This window comes from Pseudomonas sp. P65(2024) (assembly GCF_057480955.1).
The window spans coordinates 1-23612 of sequence record NZ_JBLIYX010000013.1 but is presented as its reverse complement, the minus strand read 5'-3'; the positions used below and the strand labels follow the sequence as shown (position 1 = coordinate 23612).

Annotated in this window: 21 protein-coding genes and 2 pseudogenes; 13 read left to right on the top strand and 10 right to left on the bottom strand. The window is 67.0% G+C overall.

Features of this window, described 5'->3' with window-relative positions:
* Positions 1-21: 21 nt before the first annotated feature.
* From AC25MA_RS17570 to AC25MA_RS17555, 4 genes and pseudogenes are all read right to left on the bottom strand, one after another.
* Positions 22-585, bottom strand: a complete 564-nt coding sequence (locus AC25MA_RS17570; protein WP_213883299.1) for a DUF3156 family protein — start codon at positions 583-585, stop codon at positions 22-24.
* Positions 566-2065 carry an APC family permease gene (locus AC25MA_RS17565; protein ID WP_028688783.1) on the bottom strand — a complete coding sequence of 500 codons (1500 nt, stop codon included), beginning with the start codon at positions 2063-2065 and terminating at the stop codon, positions 566-568. Before AC25MA_RS17565 ends, AC25MA_RS17570 begins: the two co-directional genes overlap by 20 nt.
* 212 nt (positions 2066-2277) lie before the next feature.
* Positions 2278-2787, bottom strand: a pseudogene (locus AC25MA_RS17560) (flavin reductase family protein); the annotation flags it as partial.
* Between the two features lie 62 nt (positions 2788-2849).
* Complete coding sequence (locus AC25MA_RS17555) at positions 2850-4019, bottom strand: p-hydroxyphenylacetate 3-hydroxylase oxygenase component (protein ID WP_028688782.1); 1170 nt, start codon at positions 4017-4019, stop codon at positions 2850-2852.
* Positions 4020-4306: 287 nt separating this feature from the next.
* Here AC25MA_RS17555 and AC25MA_RS17550 point away from each other — a divergent pair, with 287 nt between their 5' ends.
* From AC25MA_RS17550 to AC25MA_RS17525, 6 genes are all read left to right on the top strand, one after another.
* Positions 4307-5794, top strand: a complete 1488-nt coding sequence (locus AC25MA_RS17550) for an aldehyde dehydrogenase family protein (protein ID WP_062362205.1) — start codon at positions 4307-4309, stop codon at positions 5792-5794.
* Positions 5794-6456 (top strand): helix-turn-helix transcriptional regulator, encoded by a 663-nt coding sequence (locus AC25MA_RS17545; RefSeq protein ID WP_062362551.1) that lies wholly within the window; start codon positions 5794-5796, stop codon positions 6454-6456. Before AC25MA_RS17550 ends, AC25MA_RS17545 begins: the two co-directional genes overlap by 1 nt.
* 76 nt (positions 6457-6532) lie before the next feature.
* A complete protein-coding gene (locus AC25MA_RS17540; RefSeq protein ID WP_463402237.1) occupies positions 6533-7348 on the top strand; it encodes a molybdenum cofactor biosynthesis F family protein in 816 nt (271 codons plus the stop codon).
* Positions 7348-8139, top strand: coding sequence for an SDR family NAD(P)-dependent oxidoreductase (locus tag AC25MA_RS17535; protein WP_338148731.1), 792 nt, complete (start codon positions 7348-7350; stop codon positions 8137-8139). The genes AC25MA_RS17540 and AC25MA_RS17535 overlap by 1 nt, the downstream gene beginning before the upstream one ends.
* Positions 8136-8903 (top strand): SDR family oxidoreductase, encoded by a 768-nt coding sequence (locus tag AC25MA_RS17530; RefSeq protein ID WP_028688776.1) that lies wholly within the window; start codon positions 8136-8138, stop codon positions 8901-8903. Before AC25MA_RS17535 ends, AC25MA_RS17530 begins: the two co-directional genes overlap by 4 nt.
* 168 nt (positions 8904-9071) lie before the next feature.
* The gene (locus tag AC25MA_RS17525; protein ID WP_238348115.1) at positions 9072-10358 is read left to right on the top strand and encodes an alginate export family protein; all 1287 of its coding nucleotides are present in this window, start codon (positions 9072-9074) and stop codon (positions 10356-10358) included.
* Positions 10359-10641: 283 nt separating this feature from the next.
* On the opposite strand, the gene AC25MA_RS17520 is transcribed toward AC25MA_RS17525, so the two are convergent.
* Positions 10642-11520 (bottom strand): Dyp-type peroxidase, encoded by an 879-nt coding sequence (locus AC25MA_RS17520; protein WP_062362189.1) that lies wholly within the window; start codon positions 11518-11520, stop codon positions 10642-10644.
* A 174-nt stretch (positions 11521-11694) separates the two neighbouring features.
* Here AC25MA_RS17520 and AC25MA_RS17515 point away from each other — a divergent pair, with 174 nt between their 5' ends.
* The gene (locus tag AC25MA_RS17515) at positions 11695-12588 is read left to right on the top strand and encodes a bile acid:sodium symporter family protein (RefSeq protein WP_028688773.1); all 894 of its coding nucleotides are present in this window, start codon (positions 11695-11697) and stop codon (positions 12586-12588) included.
* A 66-nt stretch (positions 12589-12654) separates the two neighbouring features.
* Here the strand turns inward: AC25MA_RS17515 and AC25MA_RS17510 are convergent, their stop codons facing one another.
* Positions 12655-13116 (bottom strand): sterol desaturase family protein, encoded by a 462-nt coding sequence (locus AC25MA_RS17510; protein WP_062573967.1) that lies wholly within the window; start codon positions 13114-13116, stop codon positions 12655-12657.
* A 73-nt stretch (positions 13117-13189) separates the two neighbouring features.
* Between AC25MA_RS17510 and AC25MA_RS17505 the strand changes: the two are divergent.
* Both AC25MA_RS17505 and AC25MA_RS17500 read left to right on the top strand, forming a co-directional pair.
* Positions 13190-13959, top strand: a pseudogene (locus AC25MA_RS17505) (class I SAM-dependent methyltransferase).
* 338 nt (positions 13960-14297) lie between these two features.
* A complete protein-coding gene (locus AC25MA_RS17500; protein ID WP_062362182.1) occupies positions 14298-15011 on the top strand; it encodes an MgtC/SapB family protein in 714 nt (237 codons plus the stop codon).
* Here AC25MA_RS17500 and dksA read toward each other — a convergent pair.
* From dksA to AC25MA_RS17485, 3 genes are all read right to left on the bottom strand, one after another.
* Positions 15008-15415 (bottom strand): RNA polymerase-binding protein DksA, encoded by a 408-nt coding sequence (dksA, locus tag AC25MA_RS17495; RefSeq protein WP_028688769.1) that lies wholly within the window; start codon positions 15413-15415, stop codon positions 15008-15010. The genes AC25MA_RS17500 and dksA overlap by 4 nt on opposite strands.
* Before the next feature lie 77 nt (positions 15416-15492).
* Entirely contained in the window at positions 15493-16830 is a 1338-nt protein-coding gene (locus AC25MA_RS17490) for a dihydroorotase (protein ID WP_197866258.1), read from the bottom strand.
* A gap of 2 nt (positions 16831-16832) precedes the next feature.
* Positions 16833-17393, bottom strand: a complete 561-nt coding sequence (locus tag AC25MA_RS17485) for a gamma carbonic anhydrase family protein (RefSeq protein ID WP_062362175.1) — start codon at positions 17391-17393, stop codon at positions 16833-16835.
* 145 nt (positions 17394-17538) lie between these two features.
* On the opposite strand from AC25MA_RS17485, the gene AC25MA_RS17480 reads away from it, so the two are divergent.
* From AC25MA_RS17480 to AC25MA_RS17470, 3 genes are all read left to right on the top strand, one after another.
* Positions 17539-18048 (top strand): GNAT family N-acetyltransferase, encoded by a 510-nt coding sequence (locus AC25MA_RS17480; RefSeq protein ID WP_197866257.1) that lies wholly within the window; start codon positions 17539-17541, stop codon positions 18046-18048.
* A 64-nt stretch (positions 18049-18112) separates the two neighbouring features.
* Complete coding sequence (locus AC25MA_RS17475; RefSeq protein ID WP_486972239.1) at positions 18113-19741, top strand: MFS transporter; 1629 nt, start codon at positions 18113-18115, stop codon at positions 19739-19741.
* On the top strand, positions 19738-20871 hold the full coding sequence (locus AC25MA_RS17470; RefSeq protein WP_197866256.1) for an HlyD family secretion protein: 1134 nt from the start codon (positions 19738-19740) through the stop codon (positions 20869-20871). The genes AC25MA_RS17475 and AC25MA_RS17470 overlap by 4 nt, the downstream gene beginning before the upstream one ends.
* Before the next feature lie 9 nt (positions 20872-20880).
* Here AC25MA_RS17470 and ppk2 read toward each other — a convergent pair whose 3' ends face one another.
* Complete coding sequence (gene ppk2, locus AC25MA_RS17465; RefSeq protein WP_213884153.1) at positions 20881-21699, bottom strand: polyphosphate kinase 2; 819 nt, start codon at positions 21697-21699, stop codon at positions 20881-20883.
* 257 nt (positions 21700-21956) lie between these two features.
* Here ppk2 and AC25MA_RS17460 point away from each other — a divergent pair, with 257 nt between their 5' ends.
* Positions 21957-22589, top strand: coding sequence for a hypothetical protein (locus AC25MA_RS17460; protein ID WP_028688762.1), 633 nt, complete (start codon positions 21957-21959; stop codon positions 22587-22589).
* Positions 22590-23612: the final 1023 nt, after the last annotated feature.

Below are 23612 nucleotides of genomic sequence, written 5' to 3'. Positions count from 1 at the left end.
GCCGCAAAGCGGCCCCTGGCTCTACAGGTCGCTCAGCATCAGTTGCAGCGCATCGAAAGCTCGCCAGAGATGCTTGCGCTGCTCAATGTCGAGGGGGATGTAGCGGCGAAACGCGGGCACCCGATTGACCACCTCGCTGGCGCCCATATGCTCCAGGGTTACCCGCCACTGACCGTCGCGGCACTCGATGGCCAGGCGCTTGAAATCCAGCGGCATCAATACAGCCTGAGCACGCCCGAGGCGCTCGCGCAGCGCTTCGAACAGCACCTGATCGCCGCCCCGCAGGCGGCATGCCAGCCCCGTTCGGCGCAACGCCCCGGTATGGTGCAGTTCTACCCGCACCGCGCCCTGCCCCAAGGCAGGCACCTGCAGGATGAACTCGCACAGCACCAGATGCATCAGCAGATGGCTCTCAGTGCGCTCGCGCACTTCGATCCAAGGGCCATCTTCGCGGTAGGTAAACGATGCTGCGGATTGCAAATCCGTCAATCCCAGGTTTCGCCACACCCGCTGCAAGGTCGCCCCAGGCCGATAACCGGCCGGGGTGCGTGGGCCGGTCAGGCGTTCAAGCCAGCTTGCCGACATGGCGCACCTGCTCGTGGTGAGAATGACCGGGTTCGGCGGCGAACTCCTTCTCCAGCACGTCCTCGACCCGCGCCGGGCGGAACGGGTTGACCTTCTGCACACACAGCGTCCAGAACAGCGCGTAGGCCGCGGTGGCGCCGAGCATCACGGCGAACGGCACGTAGACATCGGCCGGGTTCATGCCCGGCGGGGTGATGAACCACATGCCCAGCAGTATGCCGATGCTGGAGACGATCTGCGGCAGCGGGAACCACGGCGAGCGGTAGGCGCGTGGCAGGTCCGGCCGGCGGATGCGCAGGATCACCACCGACAGGGTCACCAGCAGGTACGCGGTGCTCCAGGCGCACACCGCCGCCAGCACCAGGTGCAGGATATTGTCGGTGTTGCCGCCCAGGTACCAGGCGTGCAGGCACGGGATCAGCGCCACCACCAGGATGCACAGCAACGGCGTCTTGAACCGTGGGTGCAGGTAGGTGAACACCTTGGGCAGCGCCCCATCCACCGCCATGCCGTAGAGAATCCGCGGCACCCCGGCCATCAGCGTGTTGATGGTGGCGGCGCCGGCGAACAGGAAGCCGATGCCCAGCCACACCGGGCCAATATCGCCCATCACCTGCTCGGCGAAACGCGGGATGGCCATGGGCGTGTCCAGCAGGTGCACGCCGCTGGCGGCGTCAAGCACGACGTTCTCCACCTGGCGCTTCATCGCCGCGCCGTAGATGAACATGCAGCTGGCCACGCCGAACAAACCCAGGGCCATGGCCTTGGGCATGACCCAGGCCGAGCGGCGCAGTTCCGGGGCCAGCGGGGTGACGAATTCGCAACCGACGAACATGAACATGGCCATGCCCACCAGCGACAGAATGGTCATCAGGTCGGTGCCGACCAGCGACACGCCGAACGGCCCGTCCAGCTCCACGGCGGGCGCCGCGATCAGGCCAAGCACGCCAAACACCATCAGCGTGGTCCACATGCCGAAGGTCAGCACCACTTCGGCGCGGCCAAAAGCGCTCACGCCGAAAGCGTTGAGCACGCCGAACACCAGCACGAAACCCACGCCCAGCAACCACGAACCACCGGCCGACTCGGCCAGGGTGTTGAGGTGCTCGAAGTTCACCAGGGCCATGACCCCGGAGAGGATGGTCTCGGCGGTGCCGGCGAACACATGCACGATCAGGTACGCCGACAGAGTGCCGGTGATGGCGAAGAAACGGCCCAGGCCACAGTTGATGTAGTCGTAGACGGAGCCGGTGGTCGGCAGGATCGCCGCCGCCTCGGCGAAGGTAGTCGACTGCGCCAGCATCATCACCGCGGCGATCACCATGGCCACGGCGAAGGCGCTGCCGCCGATGCCGAAGCCCATGGTCGCGGTGAGGATCACGGGGCTGGCCATGATCAGGCCGACGGTGCTGGCCAGCGCGGTGGGGAAGCCGACGCTGCCACGGTTGAGGTGCTCGGTGAGCTTATTGTTGATTGTCATGGGTGGGCCCTGGGTGGACGAGGGAAAGATTCTTCCCTGTCACTTTGCGGCCTGCACCCGGGCGGGTCTTGCCACTGCCTGCCGCAGGGCTTGATCCGTGTTGCCAGGTGCTTGGCGATAGTCTTGCAGCGCTCTTGAGATCGAGCGCCGCGCGGGCGGCACTCGATCTCACAGGCACTGCAACTCTAGTGTCGAATACCTCGAACCAATTACCCCTGCGCGCAACGGTCCATCACCCCATGCGGCAGAACCCTGGAATAGGCCCCCTGGTGATAAAGCAGCGGGGCATGCCCCAGGTCGTCGAACGCCAGCACCCGGCCAATGAGAATCCAGTGATCACCGCCATCGATCTGCTGGAACTTCTCGCAACGAAAGCGCGCCGAACAGCCCGGCAACAGGGGCGCGCCGCCCTCGCCGGTCTCATGCTCGATACCGGCGAAGCGGTCTTCGCTGGGGCGCGCGAAGGTGTTGGACAGGTCGATCTGGTCGGCGGCCAGCACGTTCACGGCGAAGTGCCCGGCGGCCTCAAACACCGCATGGCTGCCGGAGCGCTTGTCGATGCTCCAGAGCACTAGCGGCGGGTCGAGGGATACCGAGTTGAAGCTGTTGGCGGTGACCCCGACCTTGCGCCCCGAGGCGTCGGCGGCGGTGATCACGGTGACGCCGGTGGCAAAGTTGCCCAGGGCGCGGCGGAAGGCGCGGCTATCGAAGGGAGTGGACATGCAAGGCTCCATCATTGTTGTTGGGCTAGGCTGGGGCGCCAGCCATGTTCATCGGCTGAAGCTCAGGTCATCGCCGGATCCGGCTCCAGCCCCATCAACTCGCGCCCGAGGATCTGCGCGCAGACGTCGTAGTCGGTGTAGGCATGCGCGCCGGTCATGTGCGCATCGCGGAACAGCCGCTGCAGCTCGTTACCGTCAAACCAGGCGCCGCCGCCAGCCGCCTCCATCAGCCGATCCACGGCCTGGATGCACAACTTGACCGCGTAGCCCTGGTTGGTGCGCCAGTACGTAAGCTCGGTGCGCGTCGGGTATTGGTGCCGGGCGCTGTACTCGGCGATCTGCTCCCAGCTCTTTTCCAGCAGCGCCCGCGCCGCGGCGACCTGGTGGGTGGACTCGGCCAGGCGCATCAGCGCCGGGGTGGCCGCGCCGACGGCGGCGCCGGTGTAGGCGCGCACGCGGTTGCGGGTCTTGTCCCTGAAGACCTCGAGCATGCGCTCGGCGATGCCCAGGCTGACCGTGGAGAACCCGCTGGCGAAGTATGGCCGGTAGGGGTTGAAATAGATCGCGCTGTCCGGGTACAGCCCGAAGCCCGCCGACTGGCCCTCCATCATGTCCCTGGCCTTCTGGATACGGTGTTCGGGCACAAAGGCGCGCTCGACGATCAGCGTGCGGCTGCCACTGGCGCGCATGCCGGCGGCGAACCAGTCGTCGCGGATCTGGTAGTCGCTGCGCGGCAGCACGGCGAAGCAGTAGTCCTGGCCGCCCTCAGGGTTGGCCCGGCGAAAGCCCATGATCGCCCACTCGGCGTGGTCGCAGCCGCTGCTCCAGCCCATCTCGCCGCTGAACAGCACGCCGCCCTCGACTTCCTCGGTGCGACCGAACGGCGCGATGCTGCTGCTGGCGGTGGCGTCCGGGTCACGGCCCCAGATCTCGTCCTGCAAGCGTGCCGGGAACATCGCCAGCTGATGACTGTGGGTGCACAGCAGGCTCATAGCCCAGGCAGTGCTGGCGCAGGCGCCGGCCAGCGCGGCGATGCATTCGGCGAACTGTGGCAGGCTTATTTCCAGGCCGCCGTAATGCCTGGGCAGGAAGGCCTTGTGCAGGCCAATGGCCTTGAGCGCGGCGATATTCTCGACGGGCACGCTGCGCTCGCGCTCGGCCTGGTCGGCGCGAGCGGCGATGGCCGGCAGCAGGGGCTTGAGGTCTTCGAGCAGGGAATTTGGCTTTTTCATGGTCTGGCTCATTGTTATTGGACCCTGGCGAACGCTGCCCGGAATGGGCCGCTCACTGATGAATGCCGGGTCAGTATGGGAGCCGTGGCCGAGCCGGAAAATGCAACTTCCGCACCTCGGATTGCACTTTTCGTGGCACCTGGCAGACAGGGTCATGGGGGCGGCATGGGCAGACAAGATCACCAGCGTGTCGGGCTTTAATCTGGGGGAAATCAGGCCGCAATAAGGCCCATCGCGGAGCAAGCCCGCTCCCACGAAGCCCTCGGCAAACCACCCGGAGCCCTGCCATGAGCGACATCGCCCTCCTCCCCAGCGTCAGCGCCTTCCTGGCCCGTGACCACGGTCTGTACATCCATGGCGCATCGGTCGCCAGCCAATCCACCGCCCGCATCACCGTGCACAACCCGGCCAACGGCGAAGCCATCGCCCAGGTCGCCGACGCCAACCTTGCCGATGTCGAGTGCGCCGTCGAATCGTCCCGCAAGGGTTTTGCCAGCTGGTCGCGCACCAGCCCCGCCGCCCGTGCCGCGGTGTTGTTCCGCCTGGCCGACCTGCTCGAGGCCAACCGCGAGGAGCTGGCCCAGCTGGAAACCCTGCAGTCGGGCAAGCTGATCGGCATCGCCCGCGCCTTCGAGGTGGAACAGGCCGCGCACTTCCTGCGCTATTACGCCGGCTGGGCCACCAAAATTACCGGCCAGACCATCACCCCATCCCTGCCCTCCTTCGCCGGCGAACGCTACAGCGCCTTCACCCTGCGCGAGCCGGTGGGCGTGGTGGTGGGCATCGTGCCATGGAACTTCGCCACCATGATTGCCCTGTGGAAGCTGGCCTCGGCCCTGACCACCGGCTGCAGCATCGTGCTCAAGCCCAGCGAGTTCACCCCGCTGACCCTGCTGCGCATCGCCGAGCTGGCCAGCGAGGCCGGCCTGCCGCCGGGCGCGCTCAACGTGCTGACCGGCGCCGGCCAGGTGGGCAAGGCGCTGGTCGAGCACCCTGGCACCGACAAGGTGTCGTTCACCGGCTCCGTGCCCACCGGTATCGCGGTCGGCCAAGCGGCCATGGGCGCCAAGCTGACCCGGGCGACCCTGGAGCTGGGCGGCAAGAACGCGGTGGCGTTCCTGCCCGACGTCGCCGTCGACAAGGCGGTGGACGGCATCATCGAGGCCGGTTTCCTGCACTCCGGGCAGATCTGCGCCGCCGGCGAGCGTTTCTACGTCCATCGCTCACGCCTCGACCCGCTGCTCGAGGCCCTGTCCCAGCGCCTGGACCAGCTGAAGATCGGCTCGCCGCTGGACGAAACCACCCAATTCGGCCCGGTGGCCAACAAGCCACACCAGCAAAAGCTCGGCGAGCTGTTCGCCACCGCCCGTGCCGAGGGCAACCGCATCGTCCATGGCGGACGCCTCGGCGAAGGTCCGGGCTGCTTCGTCGAGCCCACGGTCATCCTTGCCAACAACGCAGGTGACACCCTGCTCAACCAGGAAACCTTCGGCCCGGTGGCGACCTTCCTGCCCTATGATCATGAAGACGAACTGATCCAGCTGATGAACGCCTCACCCTACGGCCTGAGCGCGAGCCTGTGGACCAACGACCTGGGCAAGGCCATGCGCCTGATCCCGCAAATCCAGGCCGGGACCCTGTGGGTCAACATGCACACCCTGCTCGACCCGGCGGTGCCGTTCGGCGGCATCAAGGCCTCGGGTATCGGCCGCGAGTTCGGCTCGGCGTTCATCGACGACTTCACCGAGCTGAAGTCAGTGATGATCCGCTACTGATCATGGCCAGTGCCAACCACGACCTGGGCCGCTACTGCCTGCAGGCCTTCAGCCAGCAGGTGCCGGCCTCGCTGGCGGCGTTCTACCGCATCGATGCCGGGCAGCAGGCCTGCGACTTCCTGTTGCAGGACCTGCAGGCACCGATGCATGCCCGCTACCTCGAGCACTACCGGGCTTTCGACCCGCTGCAGCCCGGACGCTGCCTGGCCATCGGCCGCCCGGTGGTGTCGCTGCGCCAGGGCCTGGCCCGCCTGCCCGAAGCTCAGGGCCAGACCTACCGGTGTTTCCTCGCGCAGCATCAGGTGGTGGACGTGGTCGAGATCATCGCCCAGGCCGATGGCCGCCCCGTGGCCGGCGTCTCGCTGCTGCGCTGCGCCAGCCTCGGTGAGTTTCGCGGCGACGAACTCGAACGCCTGTTGCCCCTGCACGGGCTGATGCAGCTCGCCGTGGCCAGCCAGCCGCTGGCGTGCGCCCCCGCGTCCGTCGAACTGACGCCACGGGAACGGCAGATCGCCGAGCTGCTGCGCCAGGGCAGCAGCAACAAGCTGATCGCCCGCGCCCTGGGCGTCGGCCTGCCGACGGTCAAGACCCACCTGATCAACCTGTTCCGCAAACGCGGCGTGCGCAACCGCACCGAGCTGGTGGCCAGCCTCTACCTGTGACTCAACCTTCCGGTTGATACCATCGCCCGACGCGCCGTTGCACCCTGTGGCCACCCCAACCACAGGAGTCACCGCCATGCCCAATACCGCCGACTGGATCACCGTGGGCGCCCTCGCCGAGGGCTTCGCGCCCGAAGCCTTCATCCTGCCGCAACTGGCCGACCTGTCCGGGCGCATGCTTACCCTGCACTTCGCCAATGGCTGGGTCATCGAACACCGCTTCGACAGCGAGCGCCTGCACTGGCGCGCCGCGGACGGCCACAGCAGCGGCAGCGCCGGCTACCGGGCGACTTCGGTACGCCCCGGGATCTACCTGGTCGACTTCATCAAGCACGAGGCCGGCCATGCCTGGTCGGTGTCGCTGGTGCTCGACACCCTAGAGCACGCCTTCACCGCCGTGCTCGGGCGCCTACCCGACCAGGTCCGGACTCAGCGCGGCCTGTATGCCCTGGCCCTGGCCGGCGAAGCGCTGACTGGGGTCGAGGCCAGCTTCCTGCACGGCAGCCTCGACCGCCCCTGGCAGGCCGGTGCCTGTCCCCACGCGCCGACCACCGAGCTGGTCGGCCTGCGCAACCACTACCGCTACAGCCCCACCGAGGAGTACGAGCACATCTACCTCAATGCCAACTACTACAGCTGGCAGTGCCTCAAGGGCGTCGAGCAGGGGCTGTGCGACACCGACCGGGCGTACTACTACAAGATCGCCGAGCAGCTGTACCTGTTCGTCTGGTGCGAGAAGATCGTGCCCACCCTGGGCCTGGTGATGATCGACCTGGCGCGCCACCGCAGCGACGGCAAGATCTTCGGCTACCAGGGTGGCGGCTTCGATGCGCTGGCCAACTTCCCGGTGTCGTCCCACTGCCGGGTGCTCAATCGCACGGAGCATGCGTAGTGAACCGCAGCGTGCTGATTACCGGGGCCGGCAGCGGCATCGGTGAAGCCTGCGCCCTGCGCCTGGCCCGCCAGGGCTGGCGGGTGGCGCTGGTGGGCCGCCGCCGCGAGGCGCTGGAGCGCGTCGCGCAGCGGTGCGATGGCCTGGCGCTGGCCGGCGATGCCGCCGACAGCACCTCCTGGGCGGGTTTCATCGAGCAGGTGCGCGCCCGTTTCGGCGGCCTCGACGCGGTGATCGCCTGCGCCGGCGGCCACGGACTCGGGCGGGCCGAGCAAACCAGCGACGATGCCTGGCGCGAGGCCCTGCGCAGCAACCTCGACAGCGCCTTCCACACTGCCCGGGCCTGCCTGCCGTTGCTGCGCGAGCGGCGCGGCAGCCTGGTGCTGCTGGGCTCCATCGCCTCGCTGGCGGCCGGTCCCGAAGTCTGCGGCTACACCACCGCCAAGCACGCCCTGGTCGGCCTGACCCGCTCGCTGGCTCGCGACTACGGGCCGTTCGGCGTACGGGTCAACTGCGTCTGCCCAGGCTGGGTGCGCACGCCCATGGCCGACCAGGAAATGCAGCCATTGATGGATCACTACCAGGAAGACCTCGACGCCGCCTACCGCCGCGTCACCACCGACGTGCCGCTGCGCCGCCCGGCCAGCAGCGACGAGATCGCCGCCGTGTGCCAGTTCCTGGTCGGCGTTGAGGCCAGCATCGTCACCGGCGCGGTGATCACCGCCGATGGCGGTTCGACCGTGGTCGACGTGCCGACCCTGGCCTATGCCCGCCTGGAGCCGTCGGCATGAACGCGCGCTACGACTTCCAAGGCCGCACGGTGCTGGTCACCGGCGCGGCCGGCGGCATCGGCCAGGCCATCGTCGAGGGTTTCGCCCGTGGCGGCGCCCGGGTGCTCGCCGTGGATCTTGATCCGCAGGCGTTGCAGCGCCTGGTCGAGGATCAGTTGACGTTGGGCCACCAGGTGCGTGGGGAGATGCTCGACCTGGCCGACCCCGGCGCGATCCGCGCCTTGCTGGCCGGGCTGGAACGCCTTGATGTGCTGGTGCACAACGCCGCCTACTTCCCACTCACCGCATTCGTCGAGATCGACCCGGCCCTGCTGCAGCGCACCCTGGCGGTGAACCTGGGCGCGTTGTTCTGGCTCACCCAAGGCGCCCTGCCGCTGTTCCGCCGCCAGGGTGGCGGATGCGTGCTGGCCACCTCGTCGGTGACCGGTCCCCGGGTGGCCTATCCAGGCCTGAGCCACTACGCAGCGTCCAAGGCCGGGGTCAATGGCCTCATTCGCAATGCCGCGCTGGAACTGGCGCCGTTCAACGTGCGGGTCAACGGCGTGGAACCGGGGATGGTGCGCACACCGGCCATGGACAACCTCGGCGATACCACCCTCAACGCCCGGATCGCCGCCGGCGTGCCCCTGGGACGGCTGGGCGAGCCGGCCGATATCGCCGGGGCGATGCTGTTCCTGGCCTCTGACGCTGCCCGCTACATCACCGGCCAAACCCTGGTGGTCGACGGCGGTGCCACCTTGCCGGAGACCGCCGCGCGCCTGTGATGGCGGCGACAGGCAAGGCCGCTGGCAGCCACGGGCAAGACCACCGCTAGCGTTCCACGCGCTAATAGCCCGTCGCCTTTCGACACTGCCTCCACAACGACGCGGCACTCAAGACCGCACACAACAAACGAGGATCGATCCATGCGTCTCACCCCACGTCGCACCGCAATGGCCACGGCCCTGGCCCTGCTGGTGCATGGCCAGGCCAGCCCGGCCTATGAGCTGTACGCCGACGACGACAGCCACCTGAATGCCGACTTGCTCGCGGTCTGGGGCATGTTCAACAGCCGCCACAACTACGATGGCACCCCCGGCGGCTCGACCTGGCGCGAAGGTTTCATCAAGTACGGCCTCAGCGGCGACCAGGGCCTGGGCGGCAACGGCTCGCTGTACGGCGCCCTCAACTGGGTCAGCTCCGGCGCCTGGGGCGACGGCGACGCCGGCGGCAACCAGGACGGCTCCGAACGCACCACCAAGATCGAGGACGCCTACCTGGGCTGGCGCTCAGGCGACCTGTTCCCGCTGCTGGGCAAGGATGGCGTGGACCTGTCCGGCGGCCGCCAGGTGATCCGCCTGGGCAGCGGTTTCCTGATCAACGACGACGGCCCCAACCTGGGCAAGGGCCCGGCCGATGGCCAGCTCAACCGCGGCGGCGGCTTCTACCTGGGCGCGCGCCACGCCTTCGACCGCACCGCGGTACTGCGTCTGGGCGGCAAGGAAGGGCTGCATGGCAGCGTGCTGTGGCTCAAGTCCGACAACCGTGCCCAAGCCGAAACAGAGCTGGCGGCCGGTACCCTGGACTACACCCATGACCTGGGCACCCTGGGCCTGACCTATATCCACGGCATCGACGTGGCCGACCAGTGGGCCAGCGAGTTCCAGAAGGGCCGCGAAGGCATGGATGTCTACAGCCTGCGCGGCGAAGGTGACGTCGGGCTGGAAAACACCCGCTTTGCCTTCGAGTATGCCTGGCAGGACACGCGCGGCGGCCGCGAGACCGCCTGGTACGCCGAGGCCAGCCATACCTTCGCCGAGGCCCCGTGGGCACCGCAGCTGACCTACCGCTACACCCGCTATTCGGCGGGCTGGGACCTGCTGTTCACCGGCCTGTCCAACGGCTACGGCACCTGGATCCAGGGCGAGGTCGCCGGCAACTATTCCGGGCCGTTCAACACCAACAGCGGCATCCACCATGTGGGCCTGAAGGCCACGCCACGGGACGACCTCACGGTCGGCGCGCTGTTCTTCGACTTCGACACCGTGCGCAGCCGCGACACCCTGAAGCTGGATGCCCAGGAGCTGGACCTGTATGTGGAGTGGGCGGTCAACGAGCACCTGATCGTCACCCCGCTGCTGGGGCTGTTCAAGCCACGCAAGGATCAAAGCAATGGCGGCAACCAGGTGGGAAGCGGGACCAACGTTTACAGCCAGCTGACGGTGGCGGTGCCGTTCTGACGGGCAGTCCTTTCAAGGTGTACAACGTTGGTTTTGCAGCGCCTGCAAGATCGAGCGCCGCCCGCGCGGCGCATCGCGACGCAAGGCCGCTCCCACATCTGTTTCGGGCCAGTCAATCCTGTGCCATGACCTTGTCCGCCTTGTTGGTCCGACTCGGTTTCAGCGTGGGCCCCACTGCTGTCCCACTTGACTCAAGGCATGGGCCAAGGCAGATAACCATGGCCTGACAGGTGTGGGAGCGGCCTTGTGTCGCGAAAGGGCTGCGCAGCAGCCCCAGGATCCATCAGCCCAACAGAAGGCGCAGGTCTGCGCCCACTTCAGCCAACGGCGGGCACCAGTAGTACCCCCCCGTCAATGGCCGGCTGAAGCGGTACAGGCCATCGACCACGCCATCCTCGAGCCCACTCATGCGCCGCAGCTGTACCTCGAAGGCATCCAGCGAGAAGCCCAGGGCGACGAACGCCAGGCCTGCGCCACGCTCGTCGGTCCAGGCCACCGAGCGACGCACCATGAACGCCTCCGGCGCGAAGCTTTCCTGGGCGGTGCGCTTGACGTGGGCCGACTCGGGCGCGTCGTCGAGCTCTTCGTTGTCACTCAGGCGGCGACCGATGATGTTGTCCTGCTCAGCCTGGGGCAACGACTTGAAGTACTCCAGGTCGTGCTTCCATAGCTGGAACGCGGCGAAGCTGGAACCCGCCAGTCCAGGCTGATCGCCCGGTACGATGGCGGCGGTGACGGCGTCTTCGTCCACCGGGTTTTCGGTGCCGTCTTCGTAGCCGGTCAAGTCATGGCCGCCGCGGTGCAGGAAACCATCGACGCTGTCGACCAGGCGCAGCGCCGGAGCCAGCGCCTGCTGCAGGGCCTGGGCGCGCAGGAACAACTCGCCGCGCTCGGCGCCGCGCAGCCACAGCCACAGGGCGTGCTGGGTCGCCGGGTTCTCCACCACCGCATCCAGTTGCGGGAAGCTGCGCAGGCCCGGCACTTCGCGGCCCAGGGCCTTGGCCAGCGGCGCGCCGATGCCCAGGATCAGGCGCTGCCCATCGACCTGCGGCAACAGCTGGTCGAGGACGGCGGGCAAGGCCTCGAGCGAATCGAGGGCGAAGAACAGGTGACGGGCATGGGCCGGCACCGGGGTGGCAAGCAGACCTGGCTGGAACGGCATGACAGGCGAATCCTCGGCAAAAGCGCGAATGCTACTGCGCCGGGCGATGCATCGCAACGCGACACAGGGCCGCTCGCCCCGGTAACAATCGGTTACCAAAGCGCGCCGTTTGCGATTAGCTATCGTTGCGCCACCCCCTACACTCCTCGGAATCCTTCGCCCGAGAGACCGCCCATGACCGCCTCCCCGCTGCTCACCGCCCTCCTGCCGCTGGCCCTGGGCATCATCATGCTCGGTCTGGGCCTGTCACTGACCCTGGCCGACTTCGCCCGGGTGGTGAAGTACCCCAAACCGGTGGTGATCGGCCTGGTCTGCCAGATCCTGCTGCTGCCGCTGGTGTGCTTCCTGATCGCCAACGGCTTCGGCCTCGAATCGGCACTGGCGGTCGGCCTGATGCTGCTGGCCGCCTCTCCGGGCGGCACCACCGCCAACCTGTTCAGCCACCTGGCCCATGGCGACGTGGCGCTGAACATCACCCTGACGGCGGTCAACTCACTGATCGCCATCCTGACCATGCCGCTGCTGGTTAACCTGTCGCTGATCTGGTTCATGGAATCGGACCAGGCCATCCCGCTGCAGTTCGCCAAGGTCATGCAGGTGTTCGCCATCGTCCTGTTGCCGGTGGCGCTGGGCATGCTGATTCGCCACTGGACGCCGCGTTTCGCCGCGCGCATGGAAAAACCGATGAAGATCGTCGCGGCGCTGTTCCTGGCTTTCACCATCGTCCTGGCCCTGGCCAAGGACTGGCAGACCGTGGTCGAGTACGCGCCGATCGTCGGTGGCGCCGCGCTGCTGTTCAACCTGCTCAGCCTCGCGGTGGGCTACTGGGTGCCGCGCCTGCTGAGCATCCCGAAACGCCAGGCGATCGCCATCGGCATGGAAATCGGCATCCACAACGGCACCCTGGCGATTGCCCTGGCCCTGAGCCCGACGCTGCTCAACAACGCGACCATGGCGGTGCCGGCAGCGATCTACAGCCTGATCATGTTCTTCACGGCGGCGGGGTTTGGCTGGTGGGTGAGTCGAGGGCATCGTCGCGAGGACGTCGCGGTCGAGACCGTCAATTGAAAACATCGCGGGGCAAGCCCGCTCCCACGAGTACCGTGGGAGCGGGCTTGCCCCGCGATAGGGCCATCAGCCCCGCCGCCGCTTCAGCTGTTGCTTCAGCACCCGCAAGGGCGGCGCGTAGAAGAACCCGAACGACACGCTGCCCTGGCGCCCCTTCACCGCATGGTGCAGGCGGTGCGCCCGGTACAGGCGCTTGAGATAGCGGTTGACCGGCTTTGGCGCGCGGGGCCAATGCCGGTGGAAGAAGCCGTCGTGGGCCAGCACATAGGCCACGCCATACCCCGCCACCCCGGCGCCGACCCACTGCAACGGCGCATGCCCGGCCTTGCCCAGGGCCACCAGCGCCGTGGCGATCAACCCCAGGGCCAGCAGGTAGATGTCGTTGGTCTCCAGCATGCCCAGCTGCGGCTCGTGGTGCGAGCGGTGCAGCCACCAGCCCCAGCCATGCATGACGTACTTGTGGGCCAGCGTGCCGACGCCCTCCATGGCCACCAGGGTGGCGAACAGCACGGCGAGATTGAACAACATGGATCGGTCCGGGGGTTTGGCAACGAAAGGCGCAAGGGTACCATTGCCGCCAGGTCATTCGGAGGGATTTTCCATGAAGGATGTGCACACCGCGGCCAGCACCGGCTACACCCGCCAGTCGAGCAACTATGAGCAGGGCCGGCCTGATTACCCCAGCGCCTTGCGGGCTGGCTGCGCGACACCCTGGGCATCGGCGCAGGTACCCCGGTGCTCGACCTGGGCGCCGGCACCGGCAAGTTCACCCGCCTGCTTACCGCCCTGGCGCCGCGCCTGACGGCAGTGGAGCCGGTGGCCGCCATGCGTGAGCGATTCCACGAGCGACTCCCCGAGGTTCCCGTGCTCGAAGGCACCGCCCAGCATATCCCACTGGCCGACGCCAGCCAGCAGGTGCTGGTCTGCGCCCAGGCCTTCCACTGGTTCGCCGATGCCGCCGCCCTGCGCGGGATGCACCGGGTACTGGCGCCGGGCGGGCGCCTGGGGCTGATCTGGAACGTGCGCGACGAAACGGTCGACTGGGTGGCGCGGATCACCGAGATCATCACCCCCTACGAGGGCGACACCCCGCGTTTCCACACGGGTCGCTGGCGCGACGCCTTCGCGGGCAGCCGCTTCAGCGCGCCGCAACTGACCACCCTGCCCCACGTCCATGAAGGCAACCCGCAGACGGTGATCCTCGAGCGCCTGCGCTCGGTCAGCTTCATCGCCGCCCTACCCCAGGCCGAGCAGGACAGGGTCATGGCCCGGTTGCAAGACCTGGTCGACAACCACCCGGCGCTCAAGGGCCGCGAGCGCGTTGCCTTCCCGTACCAGACCCAGGCCTACGTCTGCCAACGCCTGGCGTAATGCAATTGTCATGATTCATGCCTTGACCCTGCACGGGTCAAGGCGTATGGTCCGCCGCGCATTCAAGCATCCCCCACACAGGAGTCCCCTGCATTGGACAGTAGCCCCAGTCGATTGCGACAGGCCCACACGGCGAGCTAGTCCGGCAGCGCTCCTGCCACTGTCTCGCCGCACTCGGTAGACGGTGGTTTCCTTCAGCCCAGCGTGGCTGAACATTCCTCCTTCCTTTCCTGCCCTGCCACCTGGCTAGGCGCGTGGCCCTGCGCATTCCTCGCTTTCATTCGCGTCGTCTGCGGGCGGCGCTCGTGCGGGCCATCGCCCGCGGAACGGAGTTCGCTATGGATTGGAAAATCTTTCTGCTGCGCGTCAGCGTAGCCCTGCTGCTCGGCGCCCTGATCGGTGCCGAGCGTCAACTGCGCCAGCGTCTGACGGGCCTGCGCACCAACGCCCTGGTCAGCACCGGCGCCTGCTTGTTCGTGCTGATGACCCAAGCCGTGCCGGGCATGGCGCCCACCGATGCCTCGCGCATCGCCGCCTATGTCGTATCGGGCATCGGCTTTCTCGGCGGTGGCGTGATCATGCGCGACGGCTTCAACGTGCGCGGCCTGAACACCGCCGCCACCCTCTGGTGCACCGCCGCGGTCGGCGTGCTGTGCAGCCTCGGCCTGCTGCTGGAGGCGTCGTTGGGCAGCCTGGTGGTGCTGTGCGCCAACATCCTGCTGCGCGACCTCGCCCAGCGCCTGGACCGCCAGGACGTGGTGTCGGCCAGCGAGGTCGAGCAGCGCTACGAGGTGCGCATCGTCTGCCGCGCCGAGGACGAGATCCAAGTGCGCAGCCTGATGCTGCACAGCCTCAGCGACCCAGGCCTGCGCCTGCAGTCACTGCACAGCGAGGACCTGCCCGACCCGGCACGCCTGGAAGTGCGCGCCGAACTGCTCGGCACGCCGCAGGCGCCGACCCAGCTGGAGCGTCTGGTCGGACGGGTGAGCCTGGAGAAAGGTGTCAGCGCCGTGCGCTGGCAGTTGCAGGCCCAGGGTCTGCCCACTGACTAAACGTCGTCACGCACGTGCCGTTCGCGCAGTTCCTGGCGCTCCTTGGCCTCGACGCACAGGGTCGCGGTGGGCCGCAGCAGCAAGCGGCGCAGGCCGATCGGTTCACCGGTTTCCTCGCACCAGCCATAATCGCCACGGGCCAGGCGCTCCAGCGCCTGGTCGATCTTGTCCAGCAGCTTCTTCTCCCGCTCCAGCGAGCGCAGTTGCCAGTGGCGCTCCTCCTCGGCGCTGCCGATGTCGGCGGGGTCGCTGTGCACTTCCTGTTCGCGCAGGGCGCGGAACTCCTGCTCGATGCGCGTCTGCAGCTCGCCGCGCTGGGTCAGCAGCAGGTTGCGGAAGAACTGGCGCTGGGGTTCGTTCATGTAAGCAGTGGCGGGTTGTTGCAGCAGTTGCTCTTCAGTCATGGGGGTCACTCCGGGACACTGGGGGCGCCTTGCGGCCTTTTCGCGGCATGGAGCCGTTTCGACGGGATCTGGGGGATTCAGCGGTCGAACATCAAGGGCAAGCCCTGGCATTGGTCACGTACCCGCCCCTGGTGCCAGGCCAACTGTCCGGACACCACCGTGCTGCGCACCACATGGTGGAAGGCGCGCTGCTGGAACGGCGTCCAGCCGCAGTGCGCCAGGATCGGATCGTCAGCGACAGCCCGTGGGCTGGCCAGGCGCTCGACGATGGCGAAGTCCGCCCAATACCCCTCGCGCAGGAAGCCGCGTTCGCGAATGGCGAACAGTTCGGCCACCGCGTGGCTGGTCTTGTTCACCACCTGGGCCATGCTCAGCAGCCCCTCGCTGACCAGCTCCAGCGCCGCCGGCAAGGCATGCTGCACCAGCGGCAGCCCCGATGGCGCGCGGGTATACACGCGGCGCTTTTCCTCCAAAGTGTGCGGCGCATGGTCGGTGCCGATCACATCGATGCGGTCGCGGGCCAGGGCCTTGCGCAGGGCATCGCGGTCGGTACCGGTCTTGATCGCCGGGTTGCACTTGATCAGGTGACCGAGGCTGGCGTAGTCACTGTCGTCGAACAGCAGGTGGTGCAGGCACACCTCGGCGGTAATGTGCTTGCCGCTCACCGGGCCCGGCGTGAACAGCGCCAGCTCGCGCACCGTGCTCAGGTGCAGCACGTGCAGGCGCGTGCCGAAGCGCCGGGCCAGCTCCACCGCCAGGCTCGAGGAGCGGTAGCAGGCGTCGGCGTCGCGGATCAGCGGGTGTGCGGCGGGGGGAATGAACTCACCATGGCGGGCCCGCCACCAGCCCTCGTTCTCGAGGATGCTCGGAGTGTGCTCGCAGTGGGCCAGGACGAGGGTCGGCGCATAGACGAAGAGCTTTTCCAGTACCTGCGGGTCGTCCACCAGCATGTCGCCCGTGGAGGCGCCCATGAACACCTTGATCCCGGCCACTTCGCGCGGATCGAGGGCAGCGATGGTGTCCAGGTTGTCGCGGCTCACGCCGAAATGGAAGCCGTAGTTGGCCCGCGAACTCGCCGCCGCCCGCCGCTTCTTGTCGGCCAGCGCGTCCAAGGTCAGGGTCGGCGGGTTGGTGTTGGGCATGTCCATGTAGCTGGTGATGCCCCCGGCCACCGCCGCCCGCGACTCGCTGGCGATGCTGCCCTTGTGCGGCGCCCCCGGCTCGCGAAAATGCACTTGGTCGTCGATCATCCCCGGCAACAGCCAGGCGCCCTTGGCATCGATCTCCAGCGTCGCCCGGGCATTGTCGAGGCTGCCGGCGATCCGCTCGATGCGCCCGTGCCGCACCAGCATGTCGCCTTCGAACTCGCGTCCTTCATTGACCAGCCGTGCGTTGCGCACCAGCAATGTGTCCATGTTCAGAACTCGTTCTGCAGAGCCTTGTAGCCCTGGACCAGGTCGATGTTGGTGCGCGCCACGTCCTCGGAGAACTCCGAGGCCGACACGCTGACCGGCGGGTAACGCTCCAGGTCGGTGTGCGGGCCGATGTGCTCGGTGGGCGGCACATAGAAGCGCGGCGGCAGGTCGCGGCCATCGACCACCGAGTTGTGCCGCACCACGCTGCCGTCGCCGACCTTGCAGTTGAACAGCACGCTGTTGAAGCCGATGAACACTCGGTCACCGACCTCGCACGGGCCATGCACGATGGAGCGGTGGGCGATCGAGCTGTACTGGCCGATGCGCACCGCCGCGCCGGACTTGGAGTGGATCACCACGCCGTCCTGGATATTGGAGTTGGCACCGATGACGATCGGCTGCATGTCGCCGCTGCCATCCACCTCGTCGGCGCGGATCACCGCGTAGGGGCCGACGAACACGTTGTCATGGATGATCACCTTGCCGCAAATGATGGCGGTGTGGTCGATATAGGCCGACTCAGCAATTTGCGGGAGATGGCCGGAGGGGTTTCTGCGAATCACGGTAAGGGCCCTGCAAGGAAGGAAGAGCTAAATGTTACGTTATAACATTCACAATGCAACACCTCCTCACTCCGATCTGGCAAACTCCGCCTACCTGCGTGACAACGCGCGGGCGCATTATCGCACCTACAGGTCCTGATCCCCCATGCGTATCCGCCCCACCCTCGTCAGCGACATCCCCCTGCTTCCCGCCCTGGAACAATCCGCGGCCCAGGCTTTCCGGCAATTGCCGCACCTGACCTGGCTGGCCGACAGCGATGTGCTGGGCGAAGCCGAACACCTGGCGTTCGTCACCGAGGGCGGCAGCTGGGTTGCCGTGGATGATCAGGACCAGCCGCTGGGTTTCCTCTGCGCCAGCGCCACAGGCGACGCCCTGCACATTCACGAGTTGTCGGTCCGCCAGGAAGTCCAGGGCCAGGGCCTGGGGCGTGGACTGCTGGACCAGGCGCGGGCGGCCGCGCGCCTGGGTGGCTTGCCCTGGCTGACCCTGACCACCTTCGACGATGTCCCCTGGAATGCCCCGTTCTACGCCCGCTATGGCTTCGAGCGCATCCCGGCGTCGCAGGTCGATACACGGCTGCAAGGCATCCTCGCCGGCGAACTGGCCCATGGCCTGGGCAACCGCTGCGCCATGCGCCTGTCGCTCGGCGTTTGAGCGATGTTTTCATCCAACCGGCCATTGACGTAGAGTCGGATCACCCGCGGTAACGGACAACCCGATGGACAAGTACGCCCCCCGCCAGTGGCTCCCCCACGAGAAGCCCACCCTGCCCGGCTCGCCCTCGACGCCGCTGCACGCCCCGGCCAAGCGCCTGGCCTACGGCGTGGTCGGCCTGCTGGTGGCCATCACCGGCGGTCTGGGCAACGCCCTGGTGGTTGCCAACCTGCCGTTCCTGCAGGGTGCGCTGGGGGCCACCAGCGCTGAAATGGCCTGGTTGCCGGCCGCCTTCGTGATGACCAACGTGTCGATGAACCTGCTGCTGGTGAAGTTCCGCCAGGAGTTCGGCCTGCGCGCGTTCACCGAGGTGTTCCTGATGCTTTATGCCCTGGTCACCCTCGCCCACCTGTTCGTCAACGACCTCAACTCGGCCATCGCCGTGCGCGCCGCCCATGGCATGGTCGGCGCCGCGCTGAATTCGCTGGGCCTGTACTACATGATCCAGGCCTTCCCCGCGCAGTGGCGGCTCAAGGCGATGGTCCTGGGTTTGGGCGCCTCGCAGCTGGCGGTGCCACTGGCCCGGGTATTCTCCGAAGACCTGCTGCAGATCGCCGAGTGGCGCGGACTGTACCTGTTCGAGCTGGGCCTGGCCCTGACCGCGCTGGGCTGCGTGCTGCTGCTCAAACTGCCCCCCGGTGATCGCTTCAAGACCTTCGAACCCCTGGATTTCCTCACCTTCACCCTGATGGCCAGCGGCACCGCCCTGCTCTGCGCGGCGCTGTCGCTGGGACGCATCGACTGGTGGCTGGACGCGCCGTGGATCGGCGTCGCCCTGGCCGCCGCCATCGCCCTGATCCTCTCCGGCCTGGCCATCGAGCACAACCGCAGCAACCCGTTGCTGATGACCCGCTGGCTGGGCAGCGGCGCGATCATCCGCCTGGCCCTGTGTGTGGTCCTGATCCGCATGGTGATCTCCGAGCAGTCCACCGGCGCCGTGGGGTTTCTCCAGGCGCTGAACATGGGCAACGAGCAGATGCGCGCGCTGTACGCGGTGATGCTGTTGGGCGCGGTCACCGGGCTGGCCACCAGCGCCCTGACCATCACCCCCCAGCACCTGGTGCTACCGCTGTTCATCTCCCTGGCCGCCATGGCCACCGGCGCCTTCATGGACAGCACCTCGAGCAACCTGACCCGTCCGGCGCAGATGTACCTCAGCCAGTTCCTGCTGGCCTTCGGCAGCACCTTCTTCGTCGGCCCGTCGATGGCGCTGGGCATCGGCCATGTGCGCGCCAACCCGCGCAACCTGGTGAGCTTCTCGGTGCTGTTCGGTATCTGCAACAACCTCGGCGGACTGATTGGCTCGGCGTTGCTGGGCACCTTCCAGACCGTGCGCGAGAAGTTTCATTCCAGCCAGTTGATTGACCGCCTGAGCGCCCTGGAACCCCTGGTCAGCGCCCGCGTGCAGGGCGGTGGCGCCGGTTACGCCGGGGTATTGGCCGACCCGGCGCTGCGCAACGAGGCCGGCATGCGCCTGCTGGCCAACGCCGCGACCCGGGAGGCCAACGTGCTGGCCTACAACGATGTGTTCATGCTGATCGGTACCATCGCTATCCTGACCATGATCTGGATCTTCATTCGCAGCCTGTACCTGCGCTACAGCCACTCCACCAGCGGTGCTTCAAGCCGATGACCCAAGAGACGCCAACGACCACCACCACCGCCCTCGCCGAAACCCCGGAAGGCACGCCGCCGCCCAGCGAACCGACCAGCCCGGCGCGCACCCGGCGGGTGCGCCTGCTGTCGTCGCTGAGCTTCGCCGCCGTGGCCCTGGCCGGTATCCTGCTGGTGCTCTACGCCTGGCGCCTGCCACCGTTCAGCAGCGCCATCGAGAGCACCGAGAACGCCCTGGTGCGCGGCCAGGTGACGATCATCGGGCCACAGCTGGGCGGCTATATCGTCGAGGTGCCGGTGCACGACTTCCAGTTCGTCAAGCAGGGCGACCTTCTGGTACGCCTGGACGACCGCATCTACACCCAGCGCCTGGCCCAGTCCATCGCCCAGCTCAAACAGCAGGAAGCGGCGCTGGCCAACAACCTGCAGCAACGCAACAGCGCCGAGGCCGGCATCGCCCAGCGCCAGGCCGCGATCAGCGACGCGGCAGCCCAGGCCGAAAAGGCCAAGGCCGACCTGCAGCGCAACCAGGCGCTGGTCAGCGATGGCTCGGTGTCACGCCGCGAACTGGACCTGAGCCGCGCCAGCCATGCCGCCGCCGTCGCCAGCCTGGCCCAGGCCAGGGCCGCGCTGGAAATCGCCCGCCAGGATCGCGAGACGGTGATCGTCAACCGCGCTGCGCTGCAGGCTTCGGTGGAGAATGCCAAGGCCGCCGTGGAGCTGGCCCGCATCGACCTGGACAACACTCGGGTCAAGGCGCCGCGCGACGGCCAGTTGGGGCAGATCGGCACCCGCCTGGGCGCCTACGTCAACCCCGGCGCGCAGTTGATGGCGCTGGTGCCGGACACCTTGTGGGTGATCGCCAACCTGAAGGAAACGCAGATGGCCAACGTACGCATCGGCCAGCCCGCCACCTTCACCGTCGATGCGCTCAACCACCTGAAGCTGCGCGGCCATGTGCAGCAGATCTCCCCGGCCACCGGTTCCGAATTCGCCCTGCTGCAGGCCGACAACGCCACCGGCAACTTCGTCAAGATCGCCCAGCGCATCCCGGTGCGGATCACCGTCGATGACGATCAGCCCGAGGCCAGGCAACTGCGGCCGGGGATGTCGGTGGTGGTGAGCATCGATACCCGCCAGGCGCAGTGATCGGCGGCATCAGAACCGCTCCGCCACCATCTTGAACGGATAAGGCCGCGCCTTGTACTTGCCGATCTTGCCGCGCTTGGGCAGCGACACCTTGTGCTCTTGGCTGAGGTCCTTGTAAGGGATCTGCTGCAACAGGTGGCTGATGATGTTCAGCCGCGCCTTGCGCTTGTCCTCCGAGCGCGCCAGGTACCACGGTGCCCAGGATGAGTCGGAGGCGGCGAACATGTCATCGCGGGCACGGGTGTAGTCGTCCCAGCGGGTGTAGGACTTGACGTCCATCGGCGACAGCTTCCACAGTTTGCGACCGTCGCTGATGCGGTCCTGCAGGCGGCGGGTCTGTTCCTCGGCGCTGACTTCGAGCCAGTACTTGATGAGGATGATCCCCGACTCGACCATCATCCGCTCGAACATCGGCACCACGGTGAGGAACTTGTGGGCCTGCTCGTCGCTGCAAAAGCCCATCACCCGTTCCACCCCAGCGCGGTTGTACCAGCTGCGGTCGAAGATCACCACCTCGCCCGCCGCCGGCAGGTGGGTCAGGTAGCGCTGCGCGTACATCTGGGTCTTCTCGCGCTCGGTGGGCGCCGGCAGCGCCACCACGCGGAACACTCGCGGGCTCACGCGTTCGGTGATGGCCTTGATGGTGCCGCCCTTGCCGGCGCCATCACGGCCCTCGAAGACGATGCACACCTTCAGGCCCTTCTCCACCACCCACTGCTGGAGCTTGACCAGCTCGACGTGCAGCCGCCGTAGCTGCGCCTCGTAGGTCTTGCGTCCGAGTTTCTCCGTGACGTCACCCTTGCGTTTCTTCCCCTCGCCCTTGGCCATCGGCGGCTCCTCTGTGCTCGTTGCAGGTCTGTCCGTTGACGGCTGCCCGAAGGTGCCGGAGCGGACCCGAGGAGTATGGATGAGCATCGGCATTTTGCCGGAACTGGCGCAACGCGGGCGTTGCCAAACAGCGCACAGCGCCGAGGATATGTCGTCTTGCCATGATTGCGGGGGCTCTGGCCCGCGGGTTCTAATCCCGTACCAGCCGGCCTGGCCGGCGCGCAACCCTGCAATTGGCAACTCAAGGAAGCCTTACAATGGACAGGAAGATCATACCGCTGGCACTGCTGGCGACCCTGGTCGGCTGCTCGGACGGCCAACAGCCCGACGAAGCCGAGCTGCGCCAGGCCGCCCAGGCCTACCTCGACACCCGGTACCCGCACTGTTTCGTGATCAGTGCCTTCCCCACCCGCACCCGTGACTTCGATGTGGAGGGCACCAACAAGGCCTTGCACGCCCTGGCCCGGGTCGGGGTGGTCAGCGAGCGGGAAGTCGCCCGTACGGAGGTGCCGGAGCGCCTGTGGCAACCAGCGCGCACTGACATCTACTACGCCTATGACCTGACCGACGAGGGCCGGCGTTACTACAAGGCCGACGCCCGGCCCAGGGCGAACGGCGCCAGCACCGGCGGGCTGTGCTTCGGCAAGGCCCGAGTCACCGCCGTCAAGGGTTTCAGCGCACCTGTCGAGCACAATGGCCGACGGCAGTCCCAGGTGACCTACAGCTACCAGGTCACCGAGCTGCCGGTATGGGCCAGTGACGCGGCGGTCCAGGCCAACATCGCCGGGCTTGGGCTGGCGGCGGGCAGCTCGGCCAAACCGCTGGAGGAAACCCGATCCATGGTGCTCACGGCTCAGGGGTGGGTGCACGAGCAGTTGCTGGCCAACTGAACGGGGTGTGTTAATCCTGGGAAAATCCGTGGCCTCCATTCTTGCCTCGATCCGGCTGCCAGGGTGGCCGGTTTCAAGGTCAATCAATGGAGGTTTTCCGGTGAACAAATCCTTAGCATCTGTGCTCGCACTTTTAGTAATGATCTCGGCGGGTTCGGCTTTTGCGGAAGGTGGTGCTGATCGCCTCAAGGAACGGAGCGATCAGTGGGCGCTGCAGCGGCAGCAGGCTGAGCAGGTTGCCCAGGGGGGCGTGCCCTTGTCGGATCAGTCGCGGGGTGGGCAGCAGCAGGGGGTTGGGAGTGACGATAAGCCGTCCAGTTGATTAGGTTCGGGTTCGGGGAGATTGTTTTGATTTTTGTATGCGCATTCGTAGGTGATGTCGACATTTAGTCACCTTTTCGCCTTTACGGCGACCTACTTTTCTCTAGGGAAAAGTAGGCAAAACCGTTCCGCTCCGTTCATCCGGCCCCTGCGCTACGCTCCGGGGTTCCCTCGCTCCGTTCTTGCTCCCGGGAGGACCGCGCTGAACGCCCCATCCTGGGGCGCAGCGCTTGACGGCCATCCATGGCCGTCACCTCCCTTCGCAAGAACTCCGCTCGGCCTCCTGAAGTCGCAATTGGTGGCGCCTGAACTACCGCGCGCTTAGAAGCAAGAGCAAGAGCAAGAGCAAGAGCAAGAGCAAGAGCAAGAGCAAGAAGCGCGAAGTTAGTTGTTTCACTATTAGTTATGTATTGACTGTTCCGGCCCTTTCGCGGGTCAAGCCCGCTCCTACAGGGTTATATATAACGACGACTATTGCGTGGGAGCGGGCTTGCCCCGCGAAACGATCGAAAGATTAATAAATCTCCAACTAGCGACAGCTGCGCCAGTTCAGGCGCCGCCCGTAACTTCGCGACTTCAGGAGGCCGAACGCAGGACTTGCGGAGGGAGGTGACGGGCATGGATGCCCGTCAAGCGCTGGGGCCCAGGATGGGCCCTGCAGCGCGGTCCTCCCGGGAGCAAGGCCGGAGTGAGGGAACCCCG